General features: G+C 69.8%; 20 protein-coding genes. 11 read left to right on the plus strand and 9 right to left on the minus strand.

Annotation, left to right across the window (positions count from 1 at the left end):
* Window positions 1-153: 153 nt before the first annotated feature.
* Window positions 154-792, minus strand: a complete 639-nt coding sequence (locus ABIC63_RS04385; protein WP_017758740.1) for a TIGR00645 family protein — start codon at window positions 790-792, stop codon at window positions 154-156.
* Window positions 793-819: 27 nt separating this feature from the next.
* Window positions 820-1,818, minus strand: a complete 999-nt coding sequence (locus ABIC63_RS04390) for an ATP-binding protein (protein ID WP_354318862.1) — start codon at window positions 1,816-1,818, stop codon at window positions 820-822.
* 173 nt (window positions 1,819-1,991) lie between these two features.
* On the opposite strand from ABIC63_RS04390, the gene acs reads away from it, so the two are divergent.
* From acs to ABIC63_RS04415, 5 genes are all read left to right on the plus strand, one after another.
* Window positions 1,992-3,992: an acetate--CoA ligase gene (gene acs, locus ABIC63_RS04395; RefSeq protein ID WP_354318864.1), complete on the plus strand. Its 2,001-nt coding sequence runs from the start codon at window positions 1,992-1,994 to the stop codon at window positions 3,990-3,992.
* Window positions 3,993-4,176: 184 nt separating this feature from the next.
* Window positions 4,177-5,181, plus strand: a complete 1,005-nt coding sequence (gene galE, locus ABIC63_RS04400) for a UDP-glucose 4-epimerase GalE (protein WP_294378532.1) — start codon at window positions 4,177-4,179, stop codon at window positions 5,179-5,181.
* 30 nt (window positions 5,182-5,211) lie between these two features.
* The gene (locus tag ABIC63_RS04405; RefSeq protein WP_294378529.1) at window positions 5,212-6,639 is read left to right on the plus strand and encodes a mannose-1-phosphate guanylyltransferase/mannose-6-phosphate isomerase; all 1,428 of its coding nucleotides are present in this window, start codon (window positions 5,212-5,214) and stop codon (window positions 6,637-6,639) included.
* Window positions 6,640-6,776: 137 nt separating this feature from the next.
* On the plus strand, window positions 6,777-7,331 hold the full coding sequence (locus ABIC63_RS04410) for a LapA family protein (protein WP_354318865.1): 555 nt from the start codon (window positions 6,777-6,779) through the stop codon (window positions 7,329-7,331).
* Between the two features lie 111 nt (window positions 7,332-7,442).
* A complete protein-coding gene (locus ABIC63_RS04415; protein WP_354318867.1) occupies window positions 7,443-8,360 on the plus strand; it encodes an SDR family oxidoreductase in 918 nt (305 codons plus the stop codon).
* Between the two features lie 85 nt (window positions 8,361-8,445).
* On the opposite strand, the gene ABIC63_RS04420 is transcribed toward ABIC63_RS04415, so the two are convergent.
* Window positions 8,446-10,683: a hypothetical protein gene (locus ABIC63_RS04420; protein WP_354318868.1), complete on the minus strand. Its 2,238-nt coding sequence runs from the start codon at window positions 10,681-10,683 to the stop codon at window positions 8,446-8,448.
* Window positions 10,680-11,045, minus strand: coding sequence for an HPF/RaiA family ribosome-associated protein (locus tag ABIC63_RS04425; RefSeq protein ID WP_114804015.1), 366 nt, complete (start codon window positions 11,043-11,045; stop codon window positions 10,680-10,682). The genes ABIC63_RS04420 and ABIC63_RS04425 overlap by 4 nt, the downstream gene beginning before the upstream one ends.
* A gap of 273 nt (window positions 11,046-11,318) precedes the next feature.
* Here ABIC63_RS04425 and ylqF point away from each other — a divergent pair, with 273 nt between their 5' ends.
* The 3 genes from ylqF to ABIC63_RS04440 all read left to right on the plus strand — a co-directional run bounded on the left by ylqF (window position 11,319) and on the right by ABIC63_RS04440 (window position 14,850).
* Entirely contained in the window at window positions 11,319-12,323 is a 1,005-nt protein-coding gene (gene ylqF / locus ABIC63_RS04430) for a ribosome biogenesis GTPase YlqF (RefSeq protein WP_354318869.1), read from the plus strand.
* Between the two features lie 72 nt (window positions 12,324-12,395).
* The gene (locus tag ABIC63_RS04435) at window positions 12,396-13,850 is read left to right on the plus strand and encodes a SulP family inorganic anion transporter (protein ID WP_294378513.1); all 1,455 of its coding nucleotides are present in this window, start codon (window positions 12,396-12,398) and stop codon (window positions 13,848-13,850) included.
* 58 nt (window positions 13,851-13,908) lie between these two features.
* The gene (locus tag ABIC63_RS04440) at window positions 13,909-14,850 is read left to right on the plus strand and encodes a M14 family metallopeptidase (RefSeq protein WP_294378511.1); all 942 of its coding nucleotides are present in this window, start codon (window positions 13,909-13,911) and stop codon (window positions 14,848-14,850) included.
* A gap of 30 nt (window positions 14,851-14,880) precedes the next feature.
* On the opposite strand, the gene ABIC63_RS04445 is transcribed toward ABIC63_RS04440, so the two are convergent.
* Complete coding sequence (locus ABIC63_RS04445) at window positions 14,881-15,207, minus strand: c-type cytochrome (RefSeq protein WP_294378508.1); 327 nt, start codon at window positions 15,205-15,207, stop codon at window positions 14,881-14,883.
* Window positions 15,208-15,286: 79 nt separating this feature from the next.
* On the opposite strand from ABIC63_RS04445, the gene ABIC63_RS04450 reads away from it, so the two are divergent.
* Window positions 15,287-15,547: a TIGR04438 family Trp-rich protein gene (locus ABIC63_RS04450; RefSeq protein WP_294378505.1), complete on the plus strand. Its 261-nt coding sequence runs from the start codon at window positions 15,287-15,289 to the stop codon at window positions 15,545-15,547.
* Between the two features lie 110 nt (window positions 15,548-15,657).
* Here the strand turns inward: ABIC63_RS04450 and ABIC63_RS04455 are convergent, their stop codons facing one another.
* Both ABIC63_RS04455 and ilvD read right to left on the minus strand, forming a co-directional pair.
* Window positions 15,658-16,839 (minus strand): helix-turn-helix transcriptional regulator, encoded by a 1,182-nt coding sequence (locus ABIC63_RS04455; protein WP_294378503.1) that lies wholly within the window; start codon window positions 16,837-16,839, stop codon window positions 15,658-15,660.
* Window positions 16,840-16,961: 122 nt separating this feature from the next.
* On the minus strand, window positions 16,962-18,653 hold the full coding sequence (gene ilvD, locus ABIC63_RS04460; RefSeq protein ID WP_354318870.1) for a dihydroxy-acid dehydratase: 1,692 nt from the start codon (window positions 18,651-18,653) through the stop codon (window positions 16,962-16,964).
* Window positions 18,654-18,750: 97 nt separating this feature from the next.
* Here ilvD and ABIC63_RS04465 point away from each other — a divergent pair, with 97 nt between their 5' ends.
* The gene (locus ABIC63_RS04465) at window positions 18,751-19,698 is read left to right on the plus strand and encodes a LysR family transcriptional regulator (protein ID WP_354318871.1); all 948 of its coding nucleotides are present in this window, start codon (window positions 18,751-18,753) and stop codon (window positions 19,696-19,698) included.
* Here ABIC63_RS04465 and bfr read toward each other — a convergent pair whose 3' ends face one another.
* Complete coding sequence (gene bfr / locus ABIC63_RS04470; RefSeq protein ID WP_354318872.1) at window positions 19,699-20,193, minus strand: bacterioferritin; 495 nt, start codon at window positions 20,191-20,193, stop codon at window positions 19,699-19,701. It abuts the gene before it with no gap.
* 179 nt (window positions 20,194-20,372) lie between these two features.
* On the opposite strand from bfr, the gene lgt reads away from it, so the two are divergent.
* Window positions 20,373-21,194, plus strand: a complete 822-nt coding sequence (gene lgt, locus ABIC63_RS04475; RefSeq protein ID WP_354318873.1) for a prolipoprotein diacylglyceryl transferase — start codon at window positions 20,373-20,375, stop codon at window positions 21,192-21,194.
* A gap of 6 nt (window positions 21,195-21,200) precedes the next feature.
* Here the strand turns inward: lgt and ABIC63_RS04480 are convergent, their stop codons facing one another.
* The gene (locus ABIC63_RS04480) at window positions 21,201-22,385 is read right to left on the minus strand and encodes an MFS transporter (RefSeq protein ID WP_354318874.1); all 1,185 of its coding nucleotides are present in this window, start codon (window positions 22,383-22,385) and stop codon (window positions 21,201-21,203) included.
* Between the last annotated feature and the right edge of the window lie 124 nt (window positions 22,386-22,509).

Genomic DNA, 22,509 nt, shown 5'->3' on the forward strand with positions numbered 1-22,509 from the left:
TTCTTGGTGGGGGCCCGGAGGAGCACATCCTCCATCTGGGGTTTGCACGACACGGCGGTGGCCGAGGATGATGAAAGGTTGTCGAGAATTCTTGCCCGAATGAAAAAGCCCGCCGCGGTGTGCGCCGAGCGGGCTGTGCGGGTGGGGCGACGCTCAATGCCCGCCGTTCTTCTTCCCATGCGACGCCGTGCTGCTCATCAGCTTGTCGGTATAGGCAATCGCCATGGCCGAGAACAGGAAAGCGACATGGATCACCGTCTGCGCAATGAGCACCTTCTCGGTGTAGTTGTCGGCATTGATGAAGGTCTTGAGCAGGTGGATCGAGCTGATGCCGATGATCGACATGGCCAGCTTGACCTTGAGCACCGAGGCGTTGACGTGGCTGAGCCACTCGGGCTGGTCGCGGTGGCCTTCGAGGTTCATGCGGCTGACGAAGGTCTCGTAGCCGCCCACGATCACCATGATCAGCAGGTTGCTGATCATCACCACGTCGATCAGCGCCAGCACCACCAGCATGATCACCGTCTCGTTCAAGGTGGTGATGGGCGCCGTGGTCTTGTAGCCGATGCTGTTGATCAGGGCCTGCAGCGCGTTCTGGTTGCCGAAGGCGGCCTCCACCAGGTGCAGCAGCTCGACCAGGAAGTGCACCACGTACACCGCCTGCGCCACGATCAGGCCCAGGTACAGCGGCAGCTGCAGCCAGCGGCTGGCGAAGATCAGGTTGGGCAGGGGGCGCAGGGGAGAGGTGCGCTTGACGGGCGCGGGCGGAGTCGGGTCGTTGAGGTCGGCCATGGAAAAAGCGGAAGAAAAGTCGGAGAGTCAGAGGGCGGTATTGCGCGGGGCGAACATTTTCACCACCCGTGCTACCTCGTCGCTCATGTTCATGGCGACGAGGTCCACCTGCGGATGGGCCAGCGCGAACACGCGGAACACTTCGTCGACGAAGCCCTGGCCGACGCCGGTGACACCCTCGAAGTCGAGGATGGCCCGGCGGAACTGGTCGATGCGCGCGGTGACCCACTTGCCCTGCGACCGCGAGACGAGGTCGCTGCCGAGCGCTGCAAGCCGCAAAGGCACTTCGGTGATGAGGAAGGCGTCCGGTCCGCTCTGATCGGGATCGAAATAACGGTCGTACACGCTGGTGGAGGTCCGGGCCGAACGTCGTGCGATCTCCATCAGGACGGTGGTCCCGGTCTCTTGATGGCCAGCGTCGAGCCAGTCGAAGGTGAAGTCGTGGTCATGGGTGAAGACCAGGCCGTCGCTGTGGATGGTGAAGCGGTCGAACATGCGCGAACAGACGAAGACGCCCATGCCCGAGTGCCCTTCGGCCGCCGTGGTGAACTTGCCTTTCGCCAGCTCGAGGATGGCCAGGCGCTTGTCCGGCAGCGTCAGATGATCGGCGATGCGCCGGAAGATGCCCACGCCATCGTCGACCACGGCGATCTGCACCACTTCGGCATCGGCAAGCAGGCTGCAACTGATATGCGAGGACTGTGCGTGGTCGATGGCGTTGTTGAGCATTTCGGTGAACCCGATGTGCACGATGTTGCGCACGTTGGGTGGCAGCGCCGTGACGATCGGGGCCACGTGGGCCAGCCAGATTTCGCCTTCGCCTTCGCCGTCGGCCGCAAGCGCTTGGCGCTCCCATCGCTTTTGCCACCAGAGCTTGTCGCCAGCGCTGTAGGTCGGACGTGTGCCGGCGCCTTTGCGGCTGACGAAGCCCTGCTCGACCAGGCGGGCAAGGCGGCGCGAGATGGTGACGCGCGTCAGTCCGGTACGCTCGACGGCGCGTTGCGCGACAGGGCCGCCTGCGCGCACGGCTTCGATGATCTCGGAATCTGCCCAATCCATGGCGGCGATTGTATCGTCACTTGATCATTAGCCATTCTGTTTTGTATCGTCAGAGCCTCGTAAGACGCCCGCGGGACAGTACACCGCGTTCCTCTTCCGCCATTCAAGACCGGGCCATCCGGCCCTCAGGAGACATCACCATGAGCAGCAGCTCGGCTTCCACCATCCAGTCCGTGCTCGTCGAAAACCGCGTCTTCGAGCCCAGCGCCCAGGCGCAGCAGGGCGCCCGCGTGGCGGGCATGGCGGCCTACCAGGCGCTGTGCGACGAGGCCAATCGCGACTTCGACGGCTTCTGGGCCCGCCAGGCCCGCGAGCACCTGAACTGGAGCAAGCCCTTCAGCCGCACGCTCGACGAGTCCAATGCACCCTTCTACAAGTGGTTCGACGACGGCGAGCTCAACGCCAGCGCCAACTGCCTGGACCGCCACATCGGCACCCCGGTCGAGAACAAGACGGCCATCGTCTTCGAGGCCGACGACGGCACGGTCACCCACGTCACTTACAAAGAGCTGCTCTCGCGCGTGAGCCGCTTCGCCAACGCGCTCAAGGCGCAGGGCATCGGCAAGGGTGACCGCGTGATCGTCTACATGCCGATGGGCGTGGAAGGCGTGGTCGCCATGCAGGCGTGCGCGCGCATCGGCGCGACGCACAGCGTGGTGTTCGGTGGCTTCTCGGCCAAGGCACTGAACGAGCGGATCATCGACGCGGGTGCCGTGGCGGTGATCACGGCCAACTACCAGCTGCGCGGCGGCAAGGAGCTGCCGCTCAAGGCCATCGTCGACGACGGCATCGCCCTGGGCGGCTGCACCACGCTCAAGACGGTGCTGGTGTACGAGCGCACGCCCTCGGCCTGGAACAAGGTCGAAGGCCGCGACAAGACCTTCGCCGAGGCGCTGCAGGGGCAGGGCGACGACTGCCCACCGGTGGCGGTGGGCGCGGAGCATCCGCTGTTCATCCTCTACACCTCGGGCTCCACCGGCAAGCCCAAGGGCGTGCAGCACGCCACCGGCGGCTACCTGCTGTGGGCCAAGATGACGATGGAGTGGACCTTCGACATCCGCCCCGAAGACGTCTTCTGGTGCACGGCCGACATCGGCTGGATCACGGGCCATACCTACGTGGCCTACGGCCCGCTGGCGGCGGGCGCCACGCAGGTGGTGTTCGAGGGCATTCCCACGTACCCGAACGCCGGGCGCTTCTGGCAGATGATCGAGAAGCACAAGGTCAGCATCTTCTACACGGCGCCCACGGCCATCCGCTCGCTGATCAAGGCGGCCGAGTCGGACGAAAAGGTGCACCCGAAGAACTGGGACCTGTCGTCGCTGCGCATCCTGGGTTCGGTGGGCGAGCCCATCAATCCGGAGGCCTGGATGTGGTACCACCGGAACATCGGCCACGAGCGCTGCCCCATCGTCGACACCTTCTGGCAGACCGAGACGGGTGGCCATGTGATCACGCCGCTGCCGGGCGCCACGCCGCTGGTGCCGGGCTCGTGCACGCTGCCGCTGCCGGGCATCATGGCCGCCATCGTGGACGAGACCGGCAAGGACCTGCCCAACGGCGCCGGCGGCATGCTGGTCATCAAGCGGCCCTGGCCCTCGATGATCCGCACCATCTGGAACGACCCCGAGCGTTTCAAGAAGAGCTACTTCCCCGAGGAGATGGGCGGCACCATCTACCTGGCCGGCGACGGCGCCGTGCGCAGCGAGGACCGCGGCTACTTCCGCATCACCGGCCGCATCGACGACGTGCTGAACGTGTCGGGCCACCGCCTGGGCACCATGGAGATCGAATCCGCGCTGGTCGCCAAGACCGACCTGGTGGCCGAGGCCGCCGTGGTGGGTCGCCCGGACGACGTGACGGGCGAGGCGGTGTGCGCCTTCGTCGTGCTCAAGCGCGGCCGGCCGACGGGCGAGGAGGCGAAGCAGATCGCCAACGAGCTGCGCAACTGGGTGGCCAAGGAGATCGGGCCCATCGCCAAGCCCAAGGACATCCGCTTCGGCGACAACCTGCCCAAGACGCGCAGCGGCAAGATCATGCGCCGCCTGCTGCGCAGCATTGCCAAGGGCGAGGCGATCACGCAGGACACCTCGACGCTGGAGAACCCGGCGATCCTGGAGCAGCTGGCGCAGACCAACTGAGCGCGGCCGGCGGGGGCGGGCGCCGCGCCCCCGCCGCTGCAACACGGCGACTGCAAAGATTTGTCACCGTGCTTACAACCAAAGTGCGGGTAGATGCGTATTGCGCGTCCGCTGGTCAGGAGCTGTTTAAGATCGGGCGCCATCGCGTTGCCTTTCGGTAGCGATTTTTCACAAAGCCCGACTCATGATCCTCGTCACCGGAGGCGCCGGCTTCATCGGCTCCCACACCTGCGTCGCGCTGGCGGCGGCGAACCGTCCCTTCGTCGTCCTCGACAACTTCGACAACAGCCGGCCCGACGTGCTCACGCGCGTGGGCCAGATCATCGGCCGCGAGGTGCCCTTCGTGGAGGGCGACGTGCGCGACGAGGCGCTGGTGCGGCGGGTGCTGGCGGAGCATGGCATCAAAGCCGTCATCCACTTCGCGGCATTGAAGGCGGTGGGCGAGTCCATGGCGCAGCCGCTGCGCTACTACGACAACAACGTCGCCGGCACCGTGACGCTGCTGCGGGCCATGCAGGCCTCGGGCGTGCGGCAGATGGTGTTCTCGTCCTCGGCCACCGTGTACGGCGACCCCGACACCGTGCCCGTGCGCGAGGACTTTCCCTTCCGTCCCGCCAACGTCTATGGCCACACCAAGGCCATGATGGAGCAGGTGCTGGCCGACCTGTGCACCGCCGAGCCCGACTGGCGGGTGGCGCGCCTGCGCTACTTCAACCCGGTGGGCGCGCACGAGAGCGGCCTGATCGGCGAAGACCCGCAGGGCATTCCCAACAACCTGATGCCCTATGTGGCTCAGGTGGCCGTGGGCCAGCGCACCGAGCTGAGCGTGTTCGGCAACGACTACCCCACGCCCGACGGCACCGGCGTGCGCGACTACATCCATGTCATGGACCTGGCCGAAGGCCATGTCGCCGCGCTCGACCACCTGGACCGCCAGGCCGGCTTGCTGACGGTGAACCTGGGCACCGGCCGTCCGGCCTCGGTGCTGGACCTGGTCAAGGCCTTCGAGCGGGCCTGCGGCAAGCCCATCCCCTACAGGGTGGCGCCGCGCCGCGCGGGCGACGTGGCGGAATACTGGGCCGACCCGGCGCTGGCAAGCCAATTGCTGGGCTGGCAGACCCGCCGCGACCTCGACACCATGTGTGCCGATGTCTGGCGCTGGCAAAGCGGCCGCGCGGCTGCCGCCTGATCCTTTTTCATTACCGACTCCTCTGCCACCATGATTCCAGTCATCCTCTCCGGCGGCTCCGGCACGCGACTCTGGCCTCTGTCGCGCGCGGGCTACCCCAAGCAGTTCCTGGGTCTCACTGAAGAGCAGACGCTGTTCCAGCTCACCGCGGCGCGCCTGGCGGGCCTGAACGGCAACGCGCCGGTGCGGCCGCTGGTGGTGTGCAATGAAGGCCACCGCTTCATCGTGGCCGAGCAGCTGCGCGAGAAGGGCCTGAGCGCCCATGCCATCGTGCTGGAGCCGGTGGCGCGCAATACGGCGCCGGCCATTGCTGCCGCCGCCGTGACCGCGATGGCCGATGGACAGGACCCGGTGCTGCTGGTGCTGGCCGCCGACCATGCCATTCCCGACACCGCCGCCTTCCACGAGACCGTGCGCGCCGGCCTGTCCGCGGCCGAGGCGGGCAAGCTGGTCACCTTCGGCATCGTGCCGACGGCGCCCGAGACCGGTTACGGCTACATCAGCGTCGCCAACCGCATCGACGCCGCGGCGCCGGTGGCGCCCATGGCCGTGCAGGCCTTTGTCGAGAAGCCCGACCTGCAGACCGCCCAGGGCTACCTGGAGGGTGGTCGGCACCTGTGGAACAGCGGCATGTTCCTGTTCAAGGCCTCGGCCTACCTGCAGGAGCTCGAGCGCTTTGCGCCCGCCATCGCCAAGGCCGCACGCGAGGCCGTCGAGAAGGGCAAGAAGGACCTGGACTTCGTGCGCCTGGACGCCGAGGCCTTCGCCACCTCGCCCGAGGACTCCATCGACTACGCCGTGATGGAAAAGACCGACAAGGCCGTGGTCGTGCCGCTGCGCGCCGGCTGGAGCGACGTGGGCGCCTGGAACGCCGTGTGGGAAGTCAGCGCCAAGGACGCCCAGGGCAACGCCTTCCGCGGCGACGTGGTGGCCCACGAGGTGCGCAACAGCCATGTGCATGCCGAGCACCGCCTGGTGTCGGTGCTGGGCATCCAGGACGTGGTGGTCGTCGAGACCGCCGACGCCGTGCTGGTGGCCAGCAAGTCCAGAGTGCAGGACGTCAAGAAGATCGTCGAGAAGCTCAAGGCCGACGGCCGCTCCGAGGCCTCGGCCCACCGCAAGGTCTACCGGCCCTGGGGCGCCTACGACTCCATCGACCATGGCGACCGCTACCAGGTCAAGTGCATCACGGTGAAGCCCGGCGAGAAGCTGTCGGTGCAGATGCACCACCACCGCGCCGAGCACTGGATCGTGGTGTCGGGCACGGCCAAGGTGCAGATCGGCGACAAGGAGATCCTGCTCTCCGAAAACCAGTCCACCTACATCCCGCTGGGCGTGATCCACGCGCTGGAGAACCCCGGCAAGATCCCGCTGGAGCTGATCGAGGTGCAGTCCGGCGCCTACCTGGGCGAGGACGACATCGTCCGCTTCTCCGACCGCTACGGCCGCGTGGGCTGAGCGGGCGCGCCTTCGCCGACTGCGGCCGCCTGTTGCGCGGCCGGCCCACACCGGGCGGCGCCCGTGGCCGACACGGCCGCGCGGCCCGGCCGATGTACAACCCGGGGCTTTCCACATCGAAAAAGAGAGGAAGCCCCATGGGTGTGCGCTCCATCGCCCTGTTCGTCATTGCCATCGTCATCGCGGCCCTTGCCGCGCTGAACTGGGGCACGCTGTCGGCGTCCACCGCCATGTCGTTGGGTGTCACCACGGTCACGGCGCCGCTGGGTCTGGTCATGCTCGGCCTGACCGTGCTGCTGGCCGCCTTCTTCCTGGCCTATGTGCTGTGGCTGCAGGGCACGGTGTTGCTGGACGCCCGCCGGCACACCAAGGAACTGCAGGCCCAGCGCGAGCTGGCCGACAAGGCCGAGGCCAGCCGCTTCACCGAGCTGCGCACCTTCCTCGAATCGCAGGAAAACGCCCACATGGCCCGCAACGGCGAGCGCCACGCGGCCCTGCTGGCCCGCATCGAACAGCTCGAAGCCGCCCTGCGCCAGCGCGCGGAGCAGGCGGACAACACGCTGGCCGCGCACATCGGCCAGCTCGAAGACAGGCTGGATCGGCGGGCCGCCGCCGCCACCGCATCGACGCCCGTGGCCGTGACGCCGCTCAGCGCCGCGCCGGCGCCGGTGGCCTTCGACCCGCGTCCCTGAGGGCGTGCAGGCGGGCCGCGGCGACCGCCTCGGAGACAGGGGCGGACCAGAGGGGCCGGTACAGTGCTCGTTTCGCATTTCCGACGAGACAGCCCCGAAAGGACGCCCGCAATGACCACCCCCTCCCTCGACTTCAACGGCCGCGTGGCCATCGTGACCGGCGCCGGCGGCGGCCTGGGCCGCCAGCATGCGCTGGCCCTGGCGCGTCGTGGCGCCAAGGTGCTGATCAACGACCTGGGCGGCGCGGTGGACGGGCAGGGCGGCTCGGCCACGGCCGCGGAGCGCGTGGCGCAGGAGATCCGCGACATGGGCGGCGAGGCGCTGGCCAATGGCGCTTCGGTGACCGACTTCGCCGCCGTGGAGGCGATGGTGCAGCAGGCGGTGGACGCCTGGGGCCGCGTCGACGTGCTGGTCAACAACGCCGGCATCCTGCGCGACAAGAGCTTCAGCAAGATGGAGCTCGACGACTTCCGCCTGGTGGTGGACGTGCACCTGATGGGCGCCGTGCACTGCACCAAGGCCGTGTGGCCGATCATGAATGCGCAGAAGTACGGCCGCATCGTCATGACCAGTTCCTCGTCCGGCCTGTACGGCAACTTCGGTCAGAGCAACTACGGCGCCGCCAAGATGGCCCTGGTCGGCCTGATGCAGACGCTGAGCCTGGAAGGCGCCAAGAACAACATCCACGTCAACTGCCTGGCGCCCACGGCCGCCACGCGCATGACGGAGGGCCTGATGCCCCAGGAAGTGCTGGACGCCCTCAAGCCCGAGGCCGTGGTGCCGGCCATGCTGGTGCTGGCGCACGAATCGGCGCCCACGCGCACGGTGCTGTGCGCCGGTGCAGGCACCTTCGAGGCCGCCCACATCACGCTGACGCAGGGCGTGCACCTGGGCCTGGGCGAGACGGTGCCCGAGCAACTTGCCGCGCGCTTGGCCGAGGTGACCGACCGCAACGGCGAGCAGGTGCCCCAGAGCGGCTCGGCCCAGGGCACCAACGAGGTCAGCCAGGCGATGGCGGCACAGCGCTGAGGCCCGCGGGCGCTCCGCACCGTTCGCGCTGAGCTTGTCGCAGCGCCTCCCCAGCCCCTTGACGAGCCGCGCGCGCCGCGGCGCATCACCCCCCTGGCGTCTGCACTGCGGCGGGCGCCGCGCCCGCGGGTACTGTCGCCGGCGGCTGCACGGCCTGCGGCAGATGCCGCTCGAGCCAGCCCGTGCGCCAGGCCCAGACCGTCAGCGCGCCGGCGACCACCAGCACGCCCAGCCCGACCAGCCAGCCGCTGCTGCGGTCGGCATATGGGTCCTGCAGCACACGCTTGGCGCCCGGCGGCAGCTTGGCCATCCGCGACAACGATCCGCCAAGCCGCACGCTCACCTTCATCCGCCCGTTGATGGCCCAGCCGCTCGCATCCAGGATCGGGCCCAGGCTGCGCTGGCGCAGCTTGATCCAGGCGATCAGCATGCTCGGCCCCGAGATGGCCACCACCACGCCGACCAGCGCGATGGGAATCCACGGCCCCAGGTCGACGAACTTGGTGAACATGGCCACGAGCACCGCGCTGATGCTGCCCATGGCCACGCCCAGCGCGGCCACGGTGCCCACGTCGATGCGGCCGGGCAGCTTGGGCAGCGCGGCCGGCTGGCCGGCGGTGACCGGCGGCACGGCCTTGTCGGCCGTGGCCACGGTGGTCGCCACGCTGCTCAGGCTGGCCTGGGCCGTGGCCTCGCTGGCGGCGGCCCGCTTGGCCACCTGCTCCTCGACCAGTCGGATGAACTTCTTGTAGGGCGCCACGAAGGCCTGCGCCACGCTGGTCGGGTTGTCGATCAGCTGGGTGATGGTGGCGTCCCAGTCCTTGCCCTCGCGGTCGTAGAACACGCCGTTGCGTCCGACGAAGAGGAAGTCGGTATCGCCCGCCGTGAAGGCGGCCACGATGGTCTGCTTGTCCTTGCCACGGGTGCATTCGCAGTAGGCCAGGCAGGTCTTGGCCAGGCCGGCCAGCATGGCGTGCTTCTTGGCATCGGCGACCCGCACCACCAGGTCGCAGCTGCGGCCGTCCAGGTACAGGCGCCCGGCCTGGAAGATCGCACCCCGCCGCGCGTAGAAGTCCTCGAACGAGACGAAGTTGCGCAGCAGCCGGTACAGGTCGCGCTTGAAGCGCAGCAGCCGCTCCAGGTCGACCAGGCGCTTGTTGTGCGCCTCCTCGGCCTCGTCCTGAGTGAGCAGCGCCAGCACGGCGTCTTCGGCCGCGAGCCAGGTTTCCAGCTTTTCGGTCGGCGTGTCGGCCGCGCTGCCCAGCCGGGTCGGTGGGCGGCTGGCCAGCCAGCGGCGGCAGGGCGCCAGCCGCTCGCGCAACAACGCCCACTGCCCCTCGTCGATGGCTTCGAGTGCCTCGCCCAGCAGCGGCGCGACGGCGCGCTCACGCAGCTGGGTCAGCGCCCCGGCCCAGGCTGGATTGACCCGGCCGGCCATCGGCAACGTACGGCCGGGCGCCACCGGTGCCAGCGGCAGGGCGGCCAGTGCCGGCGAATGCGTGTCGATGGCGCTGCCCGCCAGCGCGTCGTAGGCTGCGGCGGCCGGGTTGAGGGCCGGGACGGCCTGCGGATCGAAGGCCGCCACGCTGCAGCGGGCGAAGAAGTCGTCCACCTTGGCTTCGACGGCATCGAGTGCCGCCGCTGCCGCCAGCGTGGCCTCGCCCAGCGGCATGGTGGCGTCGTCGCTCACGGCCCTGGCCTGCCAGTCCGCCAGCGCGTGCGCCTGCTGGAAGAAGGCCTCGGCCTGGGCCCGCTGGATGCCCATGGCGCCGCTGCGGTCCGCGACGCCGCCCTGGGTCTGGATGATCCGCTCGATGACGGTGCGGACGCTGTCGTCCTCCGCCGTCGCAGGGGTGATGACGCCGTCGCCGTTGAACCGCAGGGACGCCAGCAATTCGCTGCGCCCTGTCACGTCTTCCAGCGTGAGCGCCGCGGCTTCGTCCTTCCCGACGATGCGCAGGATGCGCCGGGCCTCGGCCTGCAGCGTGCTGCGGTCGGCAATGTCGTCGGGGGAGAGGGTGTCGCCGCCCGTGATGAGCCGCTGCGCGTCGCGCAATTCGCCGCAGGCCCATTCGCAGGCGGCGATCAGCTCGGGCGGACGGATGCGCCCGTCGTTGTTGGTGTCGATGAGGGCGAGGGTGCGGCTGTCGAATTCGAGGCCCTGGACCGGGCAGGCCAGGGCGACCCACAGCTTGCGGTCCAGCTGGCCGATGTGGGCGACGTCCTCGCCCCGGCGGATCAGGACCTGGTCGACGCCGCCGGTGCGGGCGAATTCCCAGACATGGCGCCCGGGGGCGGCCACGTCCGGCGCATCAGCGCTCAATCGCCCAGGCCGGCGTCGATGCCGGCTGTGCGGATGGTGGTGCGGTCGCGGTGGTCGGTGCGCTTGCCGATGGCGGTGTCCAGCGCGCGCTTGAGCTTGTCCAGGGCGCCGCGAAAGGCTTCGTCCTGGGTGGGCGCGTCCTGCGAGGTGGCGATCGGCGCATGGCCTGCGAGCCGGGCTTCCATGGTGCAGCGCTTGTCGGCCTGGCCGCCGCGGGCGGCGTTCTCGTCGCTCAGGTGCACCTCGACGCGGGTGACTTCCTCGGCGAAGCGGTGCAGTTGCTGACGCAGTTCGGCGTCGGCCCAGCGCTCCAGCGACTCCTTGTTCTCGATGCCGTTGCCGGTGTTGACCTGGATCTGCATGAAATGGGCTCCTTTGTCGGTGAGGGCCGGTCGGCAGGGCTGCCGTGCCGGCCATGGGGACGAGCTTGCACTGTGCCCCAGCCCAGGGCGGGCCGGCGTAGGCCAAGGCCAATGCGTGGTTGCAGGCGAGGCCGGCGGTGAGCGGCGACAATCCGGCCCCTTCGCCGCCGTGGTGCGCTGCCGCGCCATGCCCCACGGCCCCGCCCCCGCGGCGGGCCGACGCGCCCTTGCCGCGCGCTTTCCTTCCCCTGTCTCCTCGCCCCGACTGCTGCCATGACGATCCAATGGTTTCCCGGCCACATGCATGCCACCCGCAAGGCCATCACCGAGCGGATGAAGACCACCGACGTCGTGATCGAGCTGCTGGATGCGCGCCTGCCCGGCTCCAGCGCCAACCCGGCGCTGGCGGCCATCACGGCCAAGAAGCCGCGGCTGAAGATCCTCAACAAGCAGGACCTGGCCGACCCGGCCCGCACCGCCGAATGGCTGGCCCACTACCAGGCGCAGGAGGCCACCGGCGCCATCGCGCTGGACGCCAGCCAGACGCCGCCGGCCCAGCGCGCGGCCATCATCGAGGCCTGCCACCGCCTGTCGCCCAACCGAGGCGGGCTGGCCAAGCCGATGCGGGTGCTGATCTGCGGCGTGCCCAACGTGGGCAAGTCCACGCTGATCAACACCCTGAGCCTCAAGCGGCAGGCCAAGGCCGCCGACGAGGCCGGCGTGACCAAGCAGGAGCAGCGCATCCTGCTGGCCGACGACTTCTACCTGTACGACACGCCCGGCATGCTGTGGCCCAAGATCATCGTGCCCGAGAGCGGCGTGCGCCTGGCCGCCACCGGCGCCGTGGGCCGCAATGCCTACGACGATGAATCGGTGGCGCTGGACGTGCTGGCCTACCTCAAGGCCCAGTACACCGAGCTGCTGCGGGCCCGCTACAAGCTGCCGGCCGACAACGCCCAGCTGGCGCTGTGCACCCAGCCCGACGAGGACATCCTGGGCGCCATCGGCCGCAAGCGCGGCGCGCTGCTGGGAGGCGGTCGCATCGACATGCAGAAGGCCGCCGAGGCGGTGCTCACCGACCTGCGCGGCGGCGTGATCGGCCGCATCACGCTGGAGACGGTCAACCAGTTCCTGGGCTGGCTGGCGGCGGGCCGCAAGGCCGAGGCCGAACTCAAGCGCCAGCGCGCCGCGGCCCTGCGCGCCCGGGGGCGCGGGCGCGATGCGGATGCCATCGAGCAGGACGAGAACTGGGGTGGTCCTTCCGAAGAAGAGGGCTGAACGCCTGTCCCTCCGCCGCGGCCCTCGCCGTTCGATGCCAGCGGCGCCCCGCCTTTCCTCGCCAGATACCCCATGTCCCGACACCCCCATCCCTTCCGCGCCGAATGGGCGCCCAGCATTCCGCGCGAGCTCATGGCCGGTGCCGTGGCCACCTTCGCGCTGATCCCGGAGGTCATCGCCTTCTCCTTCGTGGCGGGCGTCGATCCGGCCGTGGGCCTGTTCGCCTCCTTCGTCATCAGCATCGTGATCGCCTTCGCCGGCGGGCGGCCGGCCATGGTGTCGGCGGCTGCCGGCTCGGTGGCGCTGGTGGCCGCGCCGCTGGTGCATTCGCACGGCGTGCAGTACCTGTTCGCGGCTGGCGTGCTGGCGGGGCTGGTTCAGATGCTCTTCGGCTGGCTGCGGCTGGGCACGCTGATGCGCTACGTGTCGGGCTCGGTGCGCACCGGCTTCGTCAATGCACTGGCCATCCTGATCTTCTCGGCACAGATGCCGCACCTGGTGGGCGCCAACCTGCCGACCTGGGCCGCGGTGGGCGCAGGCCTGGTCATCATCTACGGCCTGCCGCGGCTCACGACGGTGGTGCCCTCGCCGCTGGTGAGCATCGTGGTGCTCACGCTGGCGGCCCAGTGGCTGAACCTGCCGCTCAAGACCGTGGCCGACCTGGGCCTGCTGCCCGACGGCCTGCCGAGCTTCGGCGTGCCGCAGGTGCCGCTGTCGTGGCAGACGCTGCAGCTGATCGCGCTGCCGGCGCTGGCCATCGCCATGGTGGGCCTGCTGGAGTCGCTCATGACCGCCAGCGTGGTGGACGAGCTGACCGACACGCCCAGCGCCAAGAACCGCGAGGCCACCGGCCTGGGCCTGGCCAACGTCGCGGCCAGTTTCTTCGGCGGCATCGCCGGCTGCGGGATGATCGGCCAGACCGTCAGCAACGTGCGTTACGGCGGGCGCGGCCGGCTGTCGACGCTGTTCGCGGGCGCCTTCCTGCTGGTGCTGATGGTGTTGCTCAAGCCCTGGGTGTCCAAGGTGCCGGTGGCGGCGCTGGTGGCCGTGATGGTGATGGTGTCGGCCTCTACCTTCGACTGGGGCTCGGCCCGGGCGCTGTGGCGGCATCCCAAGCTCTCCAGTGTCGTGATGCTGGCGACGGTGGTGGTCACGGTGCTCACCGACAACCTGGCCGCGGGCGTGGCGGTGGGCGTGCTGCTGAGCGGCGTGTTCTTCACCTTCAAGGTGGCGCGGCTGATCGCGGTCGAGCCGGCGGAGGAGGGCGGGGCGCTGGTTTACCGCGTCTCGGGCCAGGTCTTCTTCGCCTCGGCCGACATGCTGGTGGAGGCCTTCGACATCCGCGACATCGAGGGCCGGCCGGTGCGCGTCGACCTGACTGGCGCGCATTTCTGGGACATCACCGCCGTCAACGCCCTGGACAAGGTCTGCCAGCGCCTGCGCAAGCATGGCAGCGCGGTGGAGGTGGTGGGCATGAACGCGCAGACCCGCGCCCTGGTCTCGCGGATGGATCTGGCCATCGAGTGAGCGGCCACGGGCCCCGCGGCGCCGAGCAGGCTTCGGCCGGCTCGCCCACAATGCCCCGATGACCGCCCCACATCCCACCTTCGAGGTCCTGCCGCGCGACCTCTCCGCCTATCGGCAGGGCAACACCGGCATCGACTATGTGCACCGCTTCGACTCGGGCCAGCCCGGGCCGCATGTGCTGGTCAATGCCCTGACCCACGGCAACGAGATCTGCGGCATGGTGGCCGCCACCCATCTGCTCGACAGCGGCGTGCGGCCCGTCAAGGGCACGCTGACCATCAGCTTCTCCAACGTCGCGGCCTACGAGAGCTTCGACATCGAGCGGCCCTTCGACAGTCGCCAGCTGGTGCACAACATGAACCGCATCTGGTCCGCGGAGATGCTCGACGGCAGCGAGGACAGCCCCGAGCTGCGCCGCGCCCGCGAACTGCGCGCCGTGGTCGACGCGGCAGACCATGTGCTGGACATCCACTCCACCAGCCAGGACGTGCAGCCCTTCTGGGTCTACCCGGCCTATGCGCGCAATGCGGCCGTGGCCGTGGCGCTGGGCCTGCCGCCGGTGCACCTGGTCATGCCGCAGGGCCTGGGGTCGGGCACGCCGCTGATCCAGTACGGCCGCCATGGCGTGGACGGTGACGGGCCGCAGACGGCGCTGGTGGTGGAGTGCGGCCAGCACTTCGCGCAGTCCGCGGCGGACCTGGCCACGAAGGTGGCGCACGACTTCATCGCCCATTTCGGCCTGATCGCGCCCCGCGAGGGGCGCCAGCCGCCTGCGCCGCAGCGCCGCTTCGAGTTGCTGCAGACGCACATGGTGCACACGCCGGAATTCCGCTTCGAGCGGCCCCTGGTCGGCTTCGAGACCTTCGCCAAGGACGAGCTGATCGCCACCGACGGCGAGCGGCGCATCGTCTCGCCCTGCGACGGCTGCACCGTCTTCATGCCCACGCGCGACGCCATCGTGGGGCGCGAGGCGGTCTACCTCACGCGGCCGCTGGGCTGAGCACGCTCGGCCGGTGTGGCTGGGAGCGGCTTACTTCAGCGTCAGCACCCAGGCGGCCAGCTTCTTCGCATCGGCCTCGCTGACCTGCGTGTTGGCCGGCATGGGCACCGGCCCCCAGGCGCCCGAGCCGCCCTTGAGGATCTTGGCGGCCAGCATGTCCGCGGCGCCCTTCTGGTCCTTGTAGCGGGCGGCCACGTCCTTGAAGGCGGGGCCGATCACCTTGCGGTCCACCGTGTGGCAGGCCATGCAGGCCTTGCTGGTGGCCAGGGCCAGGTCGGCATGGGCCGCAGGCAGCAGGCCGGCCAGCGCCGCGGTGGCGATCAGCCCGGCGCGCAGCGCGGACGCGGAAGCTGCCATTCGCCCAGTGACGGCGTTACAGTCGTTTGCAATGTGGCTCGTGCGTCGCGCGGCGGGCTGTTGGAACGAGGAGCGGAACATGTGGCTGTTGGTCGTGGGATTGGTGGCAATCGGGTTGAAGTACTTCGCGGTCGGCTTCTTCGCCGGGCTCGCGTGGTGGATCGTACTGTTGCCCTTTCCGGCCGCGATGCTGTGGTGGGCTTTCGCGGATTGGTCGGGCTACACCGCACGCCGGGCGATGGAACGTGACGACGCGCGCAAGCAGGCGCGGATCGACCGCCAGCGCGATGTGCTGGGTCTCACGACGCGCGCCCGGAGCGCCGCGCGCCGCAAGCCCTGAGGAGGCCTTGATGGCCCGATCCTGGCTGCCGGGCTACGTCGGGTTTGTCCACACGCCGTGAAAGGATGGGGCACAGGCCTGCCGCGGGGTGCACGCGCGCCGCGGCGCCATCACCGTCCCGCGGGGTCGCCCTGGCCCACCACCGACAGGCGGGAGAGCAGCCGGATCAGTTCGGTCTGCCGCCGCAACTGGGTCTTGGCGAAGATCGACTTGAGCTGGGTGCGGGCCGTGGCGATGGAGATGCACACGCGCTCCGCGGCGTCCTGCATCGAATGCTCCTCGAACAGCAGTCGCGCCAGCCGGCTTTCCGCCGGCGAGAGGCCGAAGAGGTCGCGCAGCACGCCGTCGAGGTGGACCGTCGCCCAGCGCGGTCCCTGGATGACCAGCAGGCACAGCGGCGTGGTGCCCGCGCCATCGCGCTCCTGCAGCGGAATGGCCAGCGCATGGTCGGGTCCGGTGCCATCGGGTCCGCGCCGGCCCAGCACGACGCCCGATGGGCGCCGCCGCCCCTCCACCCCGCAGGCGCTGCGCAGCACCTTGACCAGGCGCTGTCGGTCGGGTGACTGGGTGCTCTTTCGCAGTGCGCACTCCGGCGTCTCCAGCCAGGTTCGGCCCAGGCTGTTGCACAGCGCCGGTGCGCCGGCCGCGTCCACCACCAGTACCGGAAAGCTCAGCCGGTCCAGCGCGGCGGCGCTCAGGCGGGCCTGGTCGTCCAGGCGGCTGAACTCCAGCCGCAGCCGGGCCGCGCGGATCAGGTGCGGCATCACCTCGAGCAGCACGGCCTCGTCGCGCGGCCGGTAGTGGCCGTGCAGGCGTTCCCGCTGGAACGAGAGCACGTATTCGATGTCGTCATGCTTGGCCAGCCGCGACGCCATGTTTGCGTGCAGGCCATAGCGGTGGAAGAAGTCGCCGTAGAAGGGTGATTTGTCGATGACGAAGCGGCCGAGGTTGCGGTGGTCCTGGTAGACCGTGCCTTGCGCGACGCGGTCCGCCACCAGCTTGGACGGGTCGATGGTCTGGAACTCGGCGTTGTATTCCGTCAGGAACCGCAGCCGGGCATCGGGGTCGTCGCAGAAGCCCTCGCAGATGCGGAAGCGGTTGTCCCGGTGGTCCCAGACCAGCAGGTGCGACTGGGCCGAGCCCGTGAGCTGGGCGAGCCGCCGCAGCGCGTCGGTCCAGCCCCTGGCCGAGATGGCGCCCTCGTAGAGCAGGGCGATCAGTTCGATCTGGGCCGCAGGCGACAGCGCATCGGCCGTGCCGGTGTCGGGGCAATGGGTGGCGGAGGCTGGCATGGGAGTGGGCCGCGCGGTGCTTCGAGGTGCCCGAAGCTTTGCAGCCATCCCATGCGGTGCCATCCCTCATATGGAGGATGCCCGTCCCGCGGCGCCTCTCCGGCGCGGGCGCAGGGGCGTGGTCAGAACCGGTCGAGCACCGCGCCCAGGCTCGCGCTAGACGCGTTGAAGGCGAACTTGGCCTGCACGCCGCGGGTGTAGCGCGGGGCGGGCGCTTTCCAGGCCGCGCGGCGGCGGGCGATCTCTTCTTCCGGCACGTTCAGTTCCAGGCTCAGCGTGGTGGCGTCGATGGTGATCGAGTCGCCCTCGTGCACCAGCGCGATGGTGCCGCCCGCGGCCGCCTCGGGCGCCACGTGGCCCACCACCATGCCCCAGGTGCCGCCGGAGAAGCGGCCGTCGGTGATCAGGCCCACGCTCTCGCCCAGGCCGGCGCCGATCAGCGCGCCCGTGGGCGCCAGCATCTCGGGCATGCCGGGGCCGCCCTTGGGGCCCAGGTAGCGCAGCACCATCACGTCGCCGGCCTGGATCTTGCCGGCCAGGATGGCCTGCAGCGCCGACTGCTCGTCCTCGAACACGCGGGCCGGGCCGGTGATGGCGGGGTTCTTGAGGCCGGTGATCTTGGCGACAGCGCCCTCGGGGCTCAGGTTGCCCTTCAGGATGGCCAGGTGGCCCTGCGCATACAGCGGCTGGTCGATGGGCCGGATCACCTCGGGGTTGGGCGGCACATCGGGCACGTCCTTGAGCGTCTCGGCGATGGTCTTGCCGGTGATGGTGATGCAGTCGCCATGCAGCAGGCCGGCGTTGAGCAGCAGCTTCATGACCTGCGGAATGCCGCCCGCGCGGTGCAGGTCGACGGCCAGCCAGCGGCCGCTGGGCTTGAGGTCGCAGATGACCGGCACGCGCTGGCGGATGCGCTCGAAGTCGTCGATGGTCCATTCCACGCCGGCCGCATGCGCGATGGCCAGGAAGTGCAGCACCGCGTTGGTCGAGCCGCCCGTGGCCATGATGACCGACACGGCGTTCTCGATGGCCTTGCGGGTGACGATGTCGCGCGGCTTGAGGTCGCGCTTGATGGCCTCGATCAGCACCTTGGCCGATTCCTTGGCCGAGTTCTGCGTCTCGTCGTGCGGGTTGGCCATGGTCGACGAGTAGGGCAGGCTCATGCCCAGCGCCTCGAAGGACGAGCTCATGGTGTTGGCCGTGTACATGCCGCCGCAGGAGCCGGTGCCGGGGATGGCGCGGCGCTCGATCTGCAGCAGGTCTTCGTCGCTCAGGTTGCCGGCGGCGTTCTGGCCGACGGCCTCGAACACGCTGACGATGTTCAGGTCCTGGCCCTTGTAGTGGCCGGGCAGGATGGTGCCGCCATACACATAGATCGCCGGCACGTTGGCGCGCAGCATGCCCATCATGCCGCCGGGCATGTTCTTGTCGCAGCCGCCGACCACCAGCACACCGTCCATCCACTGGCCCTGCACGCAGGTCTCGATGCAGTCGCTGATGACTTCGCGACTGACCAGCGAGTACTTCATGCCCTCGGTGCCCATGGCCATGCCGTCGGAGATGGTGGGCGTGCCGAAGATCTGGGCGTTGCCGCCGGCTTCCTCGATGCCGGCCACCGCCGCGTCGGCCAGCTTCTGCAGGCCGGCATTGCAGGGCGTGATGGTGCTGTGGCCGTTAGCCACGCCGACCATGGGCTTGGCGAAGTCGTCGGCCTCGTAGCCGATGGCGTAGTACATCGAGCGGTTGGGCGCGCGGCTCTTGCCTTCGGTGATGTTGGCGCTGCGACGGTTGATCTTGATCGGTTGGGTGGCCATGGGGCGTGTCTCCGCGGTTCGTGGGTGGCGGCGATTCTCGACCGGGCGTCTGATTGCTTCCAATCCTATTTGGCGAGCAGATTGATATGCTGGCCGAATGAAGGAAGAGGCTCCGATCGAGTTGCGCGCCTGGCGGCAGTTCCTGGCCGTGGCGGAGGAACTGCACTTCGGCCGCGCGGCGCAGCGGCTGCACATGACGCAGCCGCCCGTCACCCAGGCCATCGCCCAGCTGGAGCGCACGCTGGGCGTGCAGCTCTTCGACCGCACGCGCCGGCGCGTGGCGCTCACGGCCGCGGGCGAGGCGCTGGTACCCGAGGTGCGGGCCCTGCTGGCGCAGGCGCGGTCGTTGCCCGCCCGGGCGCGTGCGGCGGACTCGGGCGAGGCTGGACGGGTGCGCCTGGCCTTCGTCTCCACCATCGGCTTCGACCGGCTGCCGGGCTGGGTGCGCGACTTCCGCGAGCACAGCCCGCAGGTGGCGCTGGAACTGGTGGAGGCGACCGGCGACGTGCAGCTGGAGGCGCTGGCTCGTGGCGACATCGATGCCGGCCTGCTGCTGCATCCGCCGGGTGCGGCACCGGCCGGCCTCGCGCAGCTGGCGGTGGCGCAGGAGCCGCTGGTGCTGGCGCTGCCAGCCGTGCATGCGCTGGCGCAGCAGGTGCGCCCGGCCCTGGCCGAGGTGATGGACGAGCCGCTGGTGCTGTACCCACGCCGCATCCTGCCCGGCGTGCACGACGCGGTGATGCAGCTCTACGCCGCCCATGGCCGCCGCCCGCGCGTGGCGCAGGAGGCGATCCAGATGCAGACCATCGTCAACCTGGTCTCCGGCGGCCTGGGCGTGGCCTGGGTGCCGGCCAGCGTGACGGCCTTCAGCCGCGCCGGCGTGGTCTACCGGCGGGCTGAGGAACTGAAGGAACGGGGTGGGAAGAAGGTGAGGCTGCCGTCCTGCGAAACCAGCCTGGTGTGGCTGGCGGAGCGGCAGCCGCCGGCCCTGGCGCGCTTCGTCCGCTTCCTGCGGACGCGGGCCGAGGCCGGCGGGGCGGGCTGATCAGCCGGCCGAGGTGGCGGAGTCGCCTTCGCCCATCTGCGATTGCAGGTAGTTGGGCAGGCCGATCTTGGCGATCAGTCCCAACTGCTTTTCGAGCCAGTACGCATGGTCTTCCTCGGTGTCGTGCAGCTGCGAGACCAGGATGTCGCGGCTCACGTAGTCGCCCACGCTCTCGCACAGGGCCGCGCCCTTGCGCAGCGCGTCGCGCACCTCGTACTCGGTGTCGAGGTCCTTGCGCAGCATTTCCTCGACGGTCAGACCGGGGGTGAAGGCCTTGGGGCTCATGTCGGGCTTGCCGCCGAGCATCAGGATGCGGCGCATCAGCGCGTCGGCATGCTCGGTCTCTTCCTGCATCTCGTGGTCGATGCGCTCGTAGAGGCGGCCGAACCCCTGGTCTTCGTAGTTGCGGGAGTGGATGAAGTACTGGTCGCGGGCGGCGAGCTCGCCGCGCAGCAGGTCCTTCAGGTAGTCGATGACTTGGGGGTTGCCCTGCATGATGTGTGATTCTTCGAAGACAAAAACGCCGCGAGTATCCGCCCGGCCCCCGCTTTGGCGAAACGCCCGCGGGCAATGCCCCCCACGCCGCGTTCTGCATGCGGATGCGGCAGCCGATCAGACGCATTCGCAACGGCGCGTCACCGCCTCGCCATGGGGCGGCGGGCACAATGCGCGCCATGCTGATGTACCCCCATATCGACCCGGTCGCCTTGCAGATCGGCCCGCTCGCCGTGCACTGGTACGGCCTGACCTACCTCGCGGCATTCGGCCTGTTCTTCTTCCTGGGCACGCGCCGGCTGCGGCACGAGCCCTTCGCCTCGATGACGGGCAGCGCGGCCTGGACGCGCAAGGACGTGGAGGACATCCTCTTCTTCGGCGTGCTGGGCGTGATCGTGGGCGGCCGGCTGGGCTACTGCCTGTTCTACAAGCCGGGCTACTACCTGTCGAACCCGCTGGAGATCTTCATGGTCTGGCGCGGCGGCATGAGCTTCCACGGCGGGCTGATCGGCGTGATCACCGCCATGGCTTGGTTCGCGCGGGCGCGCGGACGGCGCTTCTGGCAACTGATGGACTTCGTGGCGCCCTGCGTGCCGACGGGCCTGGCGGCGGGCCGTGTCGGCAATTTCATCAACGGCGAGCTGTGGGGCCGCTTCTCATCGCCGGATCTGCCCTGGGGCATGGTGTTTCCGCAGAGCGGCTCGATGCTGCCGCGACACCCGTCGCAGGTCTACCAGTTCCTGCTCGAAGGGCTGCTGCTGTTCGTCATCCTGTGGCTGTATGCGCGCAAGCCGCGGCTGGAGCGGCGCGTGTCGGCCGTCTTCCTCATGGGCTATGGCGTGATGCGCTTCGTGGCCGAGTACTTCCGCGAGCCGGACGACTTCCTGGGCCTGCTGGCGCTCAACATGAGCATGGGCCAGTGGCTGTGCGTGCCGATGATCCTGGCCGGCATCGTGCTGTACGCCACGGCACCGAAGCAGCCGCGCGTGGCGACAGCCTGAGCACGGTCAGGCGGGGCGCATCCGCGGCGCCTGCGTCGTCCACAGCAGCCAGGCCGCCAGCACCAGCATCGGCAGCATCGCGGCGTTGATCGCCGTCCAGCCGATGCCCGCCTGCAGCGCACCTGAGGCGAAGGACATCGCCGCCGCCGTGCCGCCGTTGGCGAATTCCATCAGCGACTGGGCGCCGGCCCGCTCTGCCGGCGCATGCGCCTCGGTCAACAGCGTGGTGCCGGCCACGATCATCAGGCTCCAGCCGATGCCCAGCAGCAGCGAGCTGGCCGCGAACTGCGCCAGGGCCACGCCCGACAGGGCCAGCGCCGCACTGGCCACCAGCACGCCGATGCCCACGGCCGCCACCCGGCGGCTGCCATGGCGGTCCACCAGGCCGCCGGCAAAGAAGGCGGGCAGGAACATGCCCAGCACATGCCACTGGATCACCCGCGCCGACGATTCGATGGCGAAGCCGCAGTCCGCCATGGCCAGCGGCGTGGCATTCATCACCAGGATCATCAGCCCGTGGCCGACGCCGGTCATGACGATGGCGGCGCGCAGCGCGGGTCGTGACAGCAGCGTGCGCCAGCGGGTGGTGGGCGCATGGCCAGCCGCGGGGGTGGCCGATGCGCCTTCGGGCAGCCGGGTCAGCAGCAGGGCGGCGACGGCGGCCAGGCCGGCGATGGCCAGGTAGGCGCCGGCGAAGGGCGTGATCAGCCACTGCCGCGCGGCCAGCGCCAGCGAGGGCGCGAACAGCGCCGCGCACACGCCGCCGGCCAGCACGCAGGCGGCGGCACGGCCGCGCCATTGGGCCTCGACGGCCTCCAGCGCCACATAGCGGTAGTAGGCCGACGATGCCTGGTACACGCCCACGCCCGCAATGCCCAGGCCGAAGAGCGCGAAGCTGTCCGCCACGATGGCGAGGCACGCCGTGAGGCCGCCCGCCACGCCGACCAGCGCCCCGGCCACCAGCACCCGCCGCCGGCCGTGGCGCTGCATGGCCGCCGCCAACGGTCGCACAGCGACCAGGTTGCCGGCCACCAGCAGCGCCAGCGGCAGCGTCGCCAGCCAGGGCAGCGGCGCCAGCCTGGCGCCGACCAGCGCGGTCAGGGCGATGCCGATGATGGAGCAGGACCAGTAGAGCGCCTGGCCGATGAAGAGCAGGCGCAGGCTGGCGTGGGTGCGGAGCAGGGCGAACATGGTGGGCGGTGGGCGGTGGGCGGTGGGCAGTGGGCAGTGGGCAGTGGGCAGTGGGCAGTGGGCAGTGGGCAGTGGGCAGTGGGCTCTGGGTGGTGAGCTTTGGGTGGTGGGTAGTGGGTAGCGG

The organism is Pseudacidovorax sp. 1753 (genome assembly GCF_040544975.1).
Lineage (GTDB): Bacteria > Pseudomonadota > Gammaproteobacteria > Burkholderiales > Burkholderiaceae_C > Xenophilus.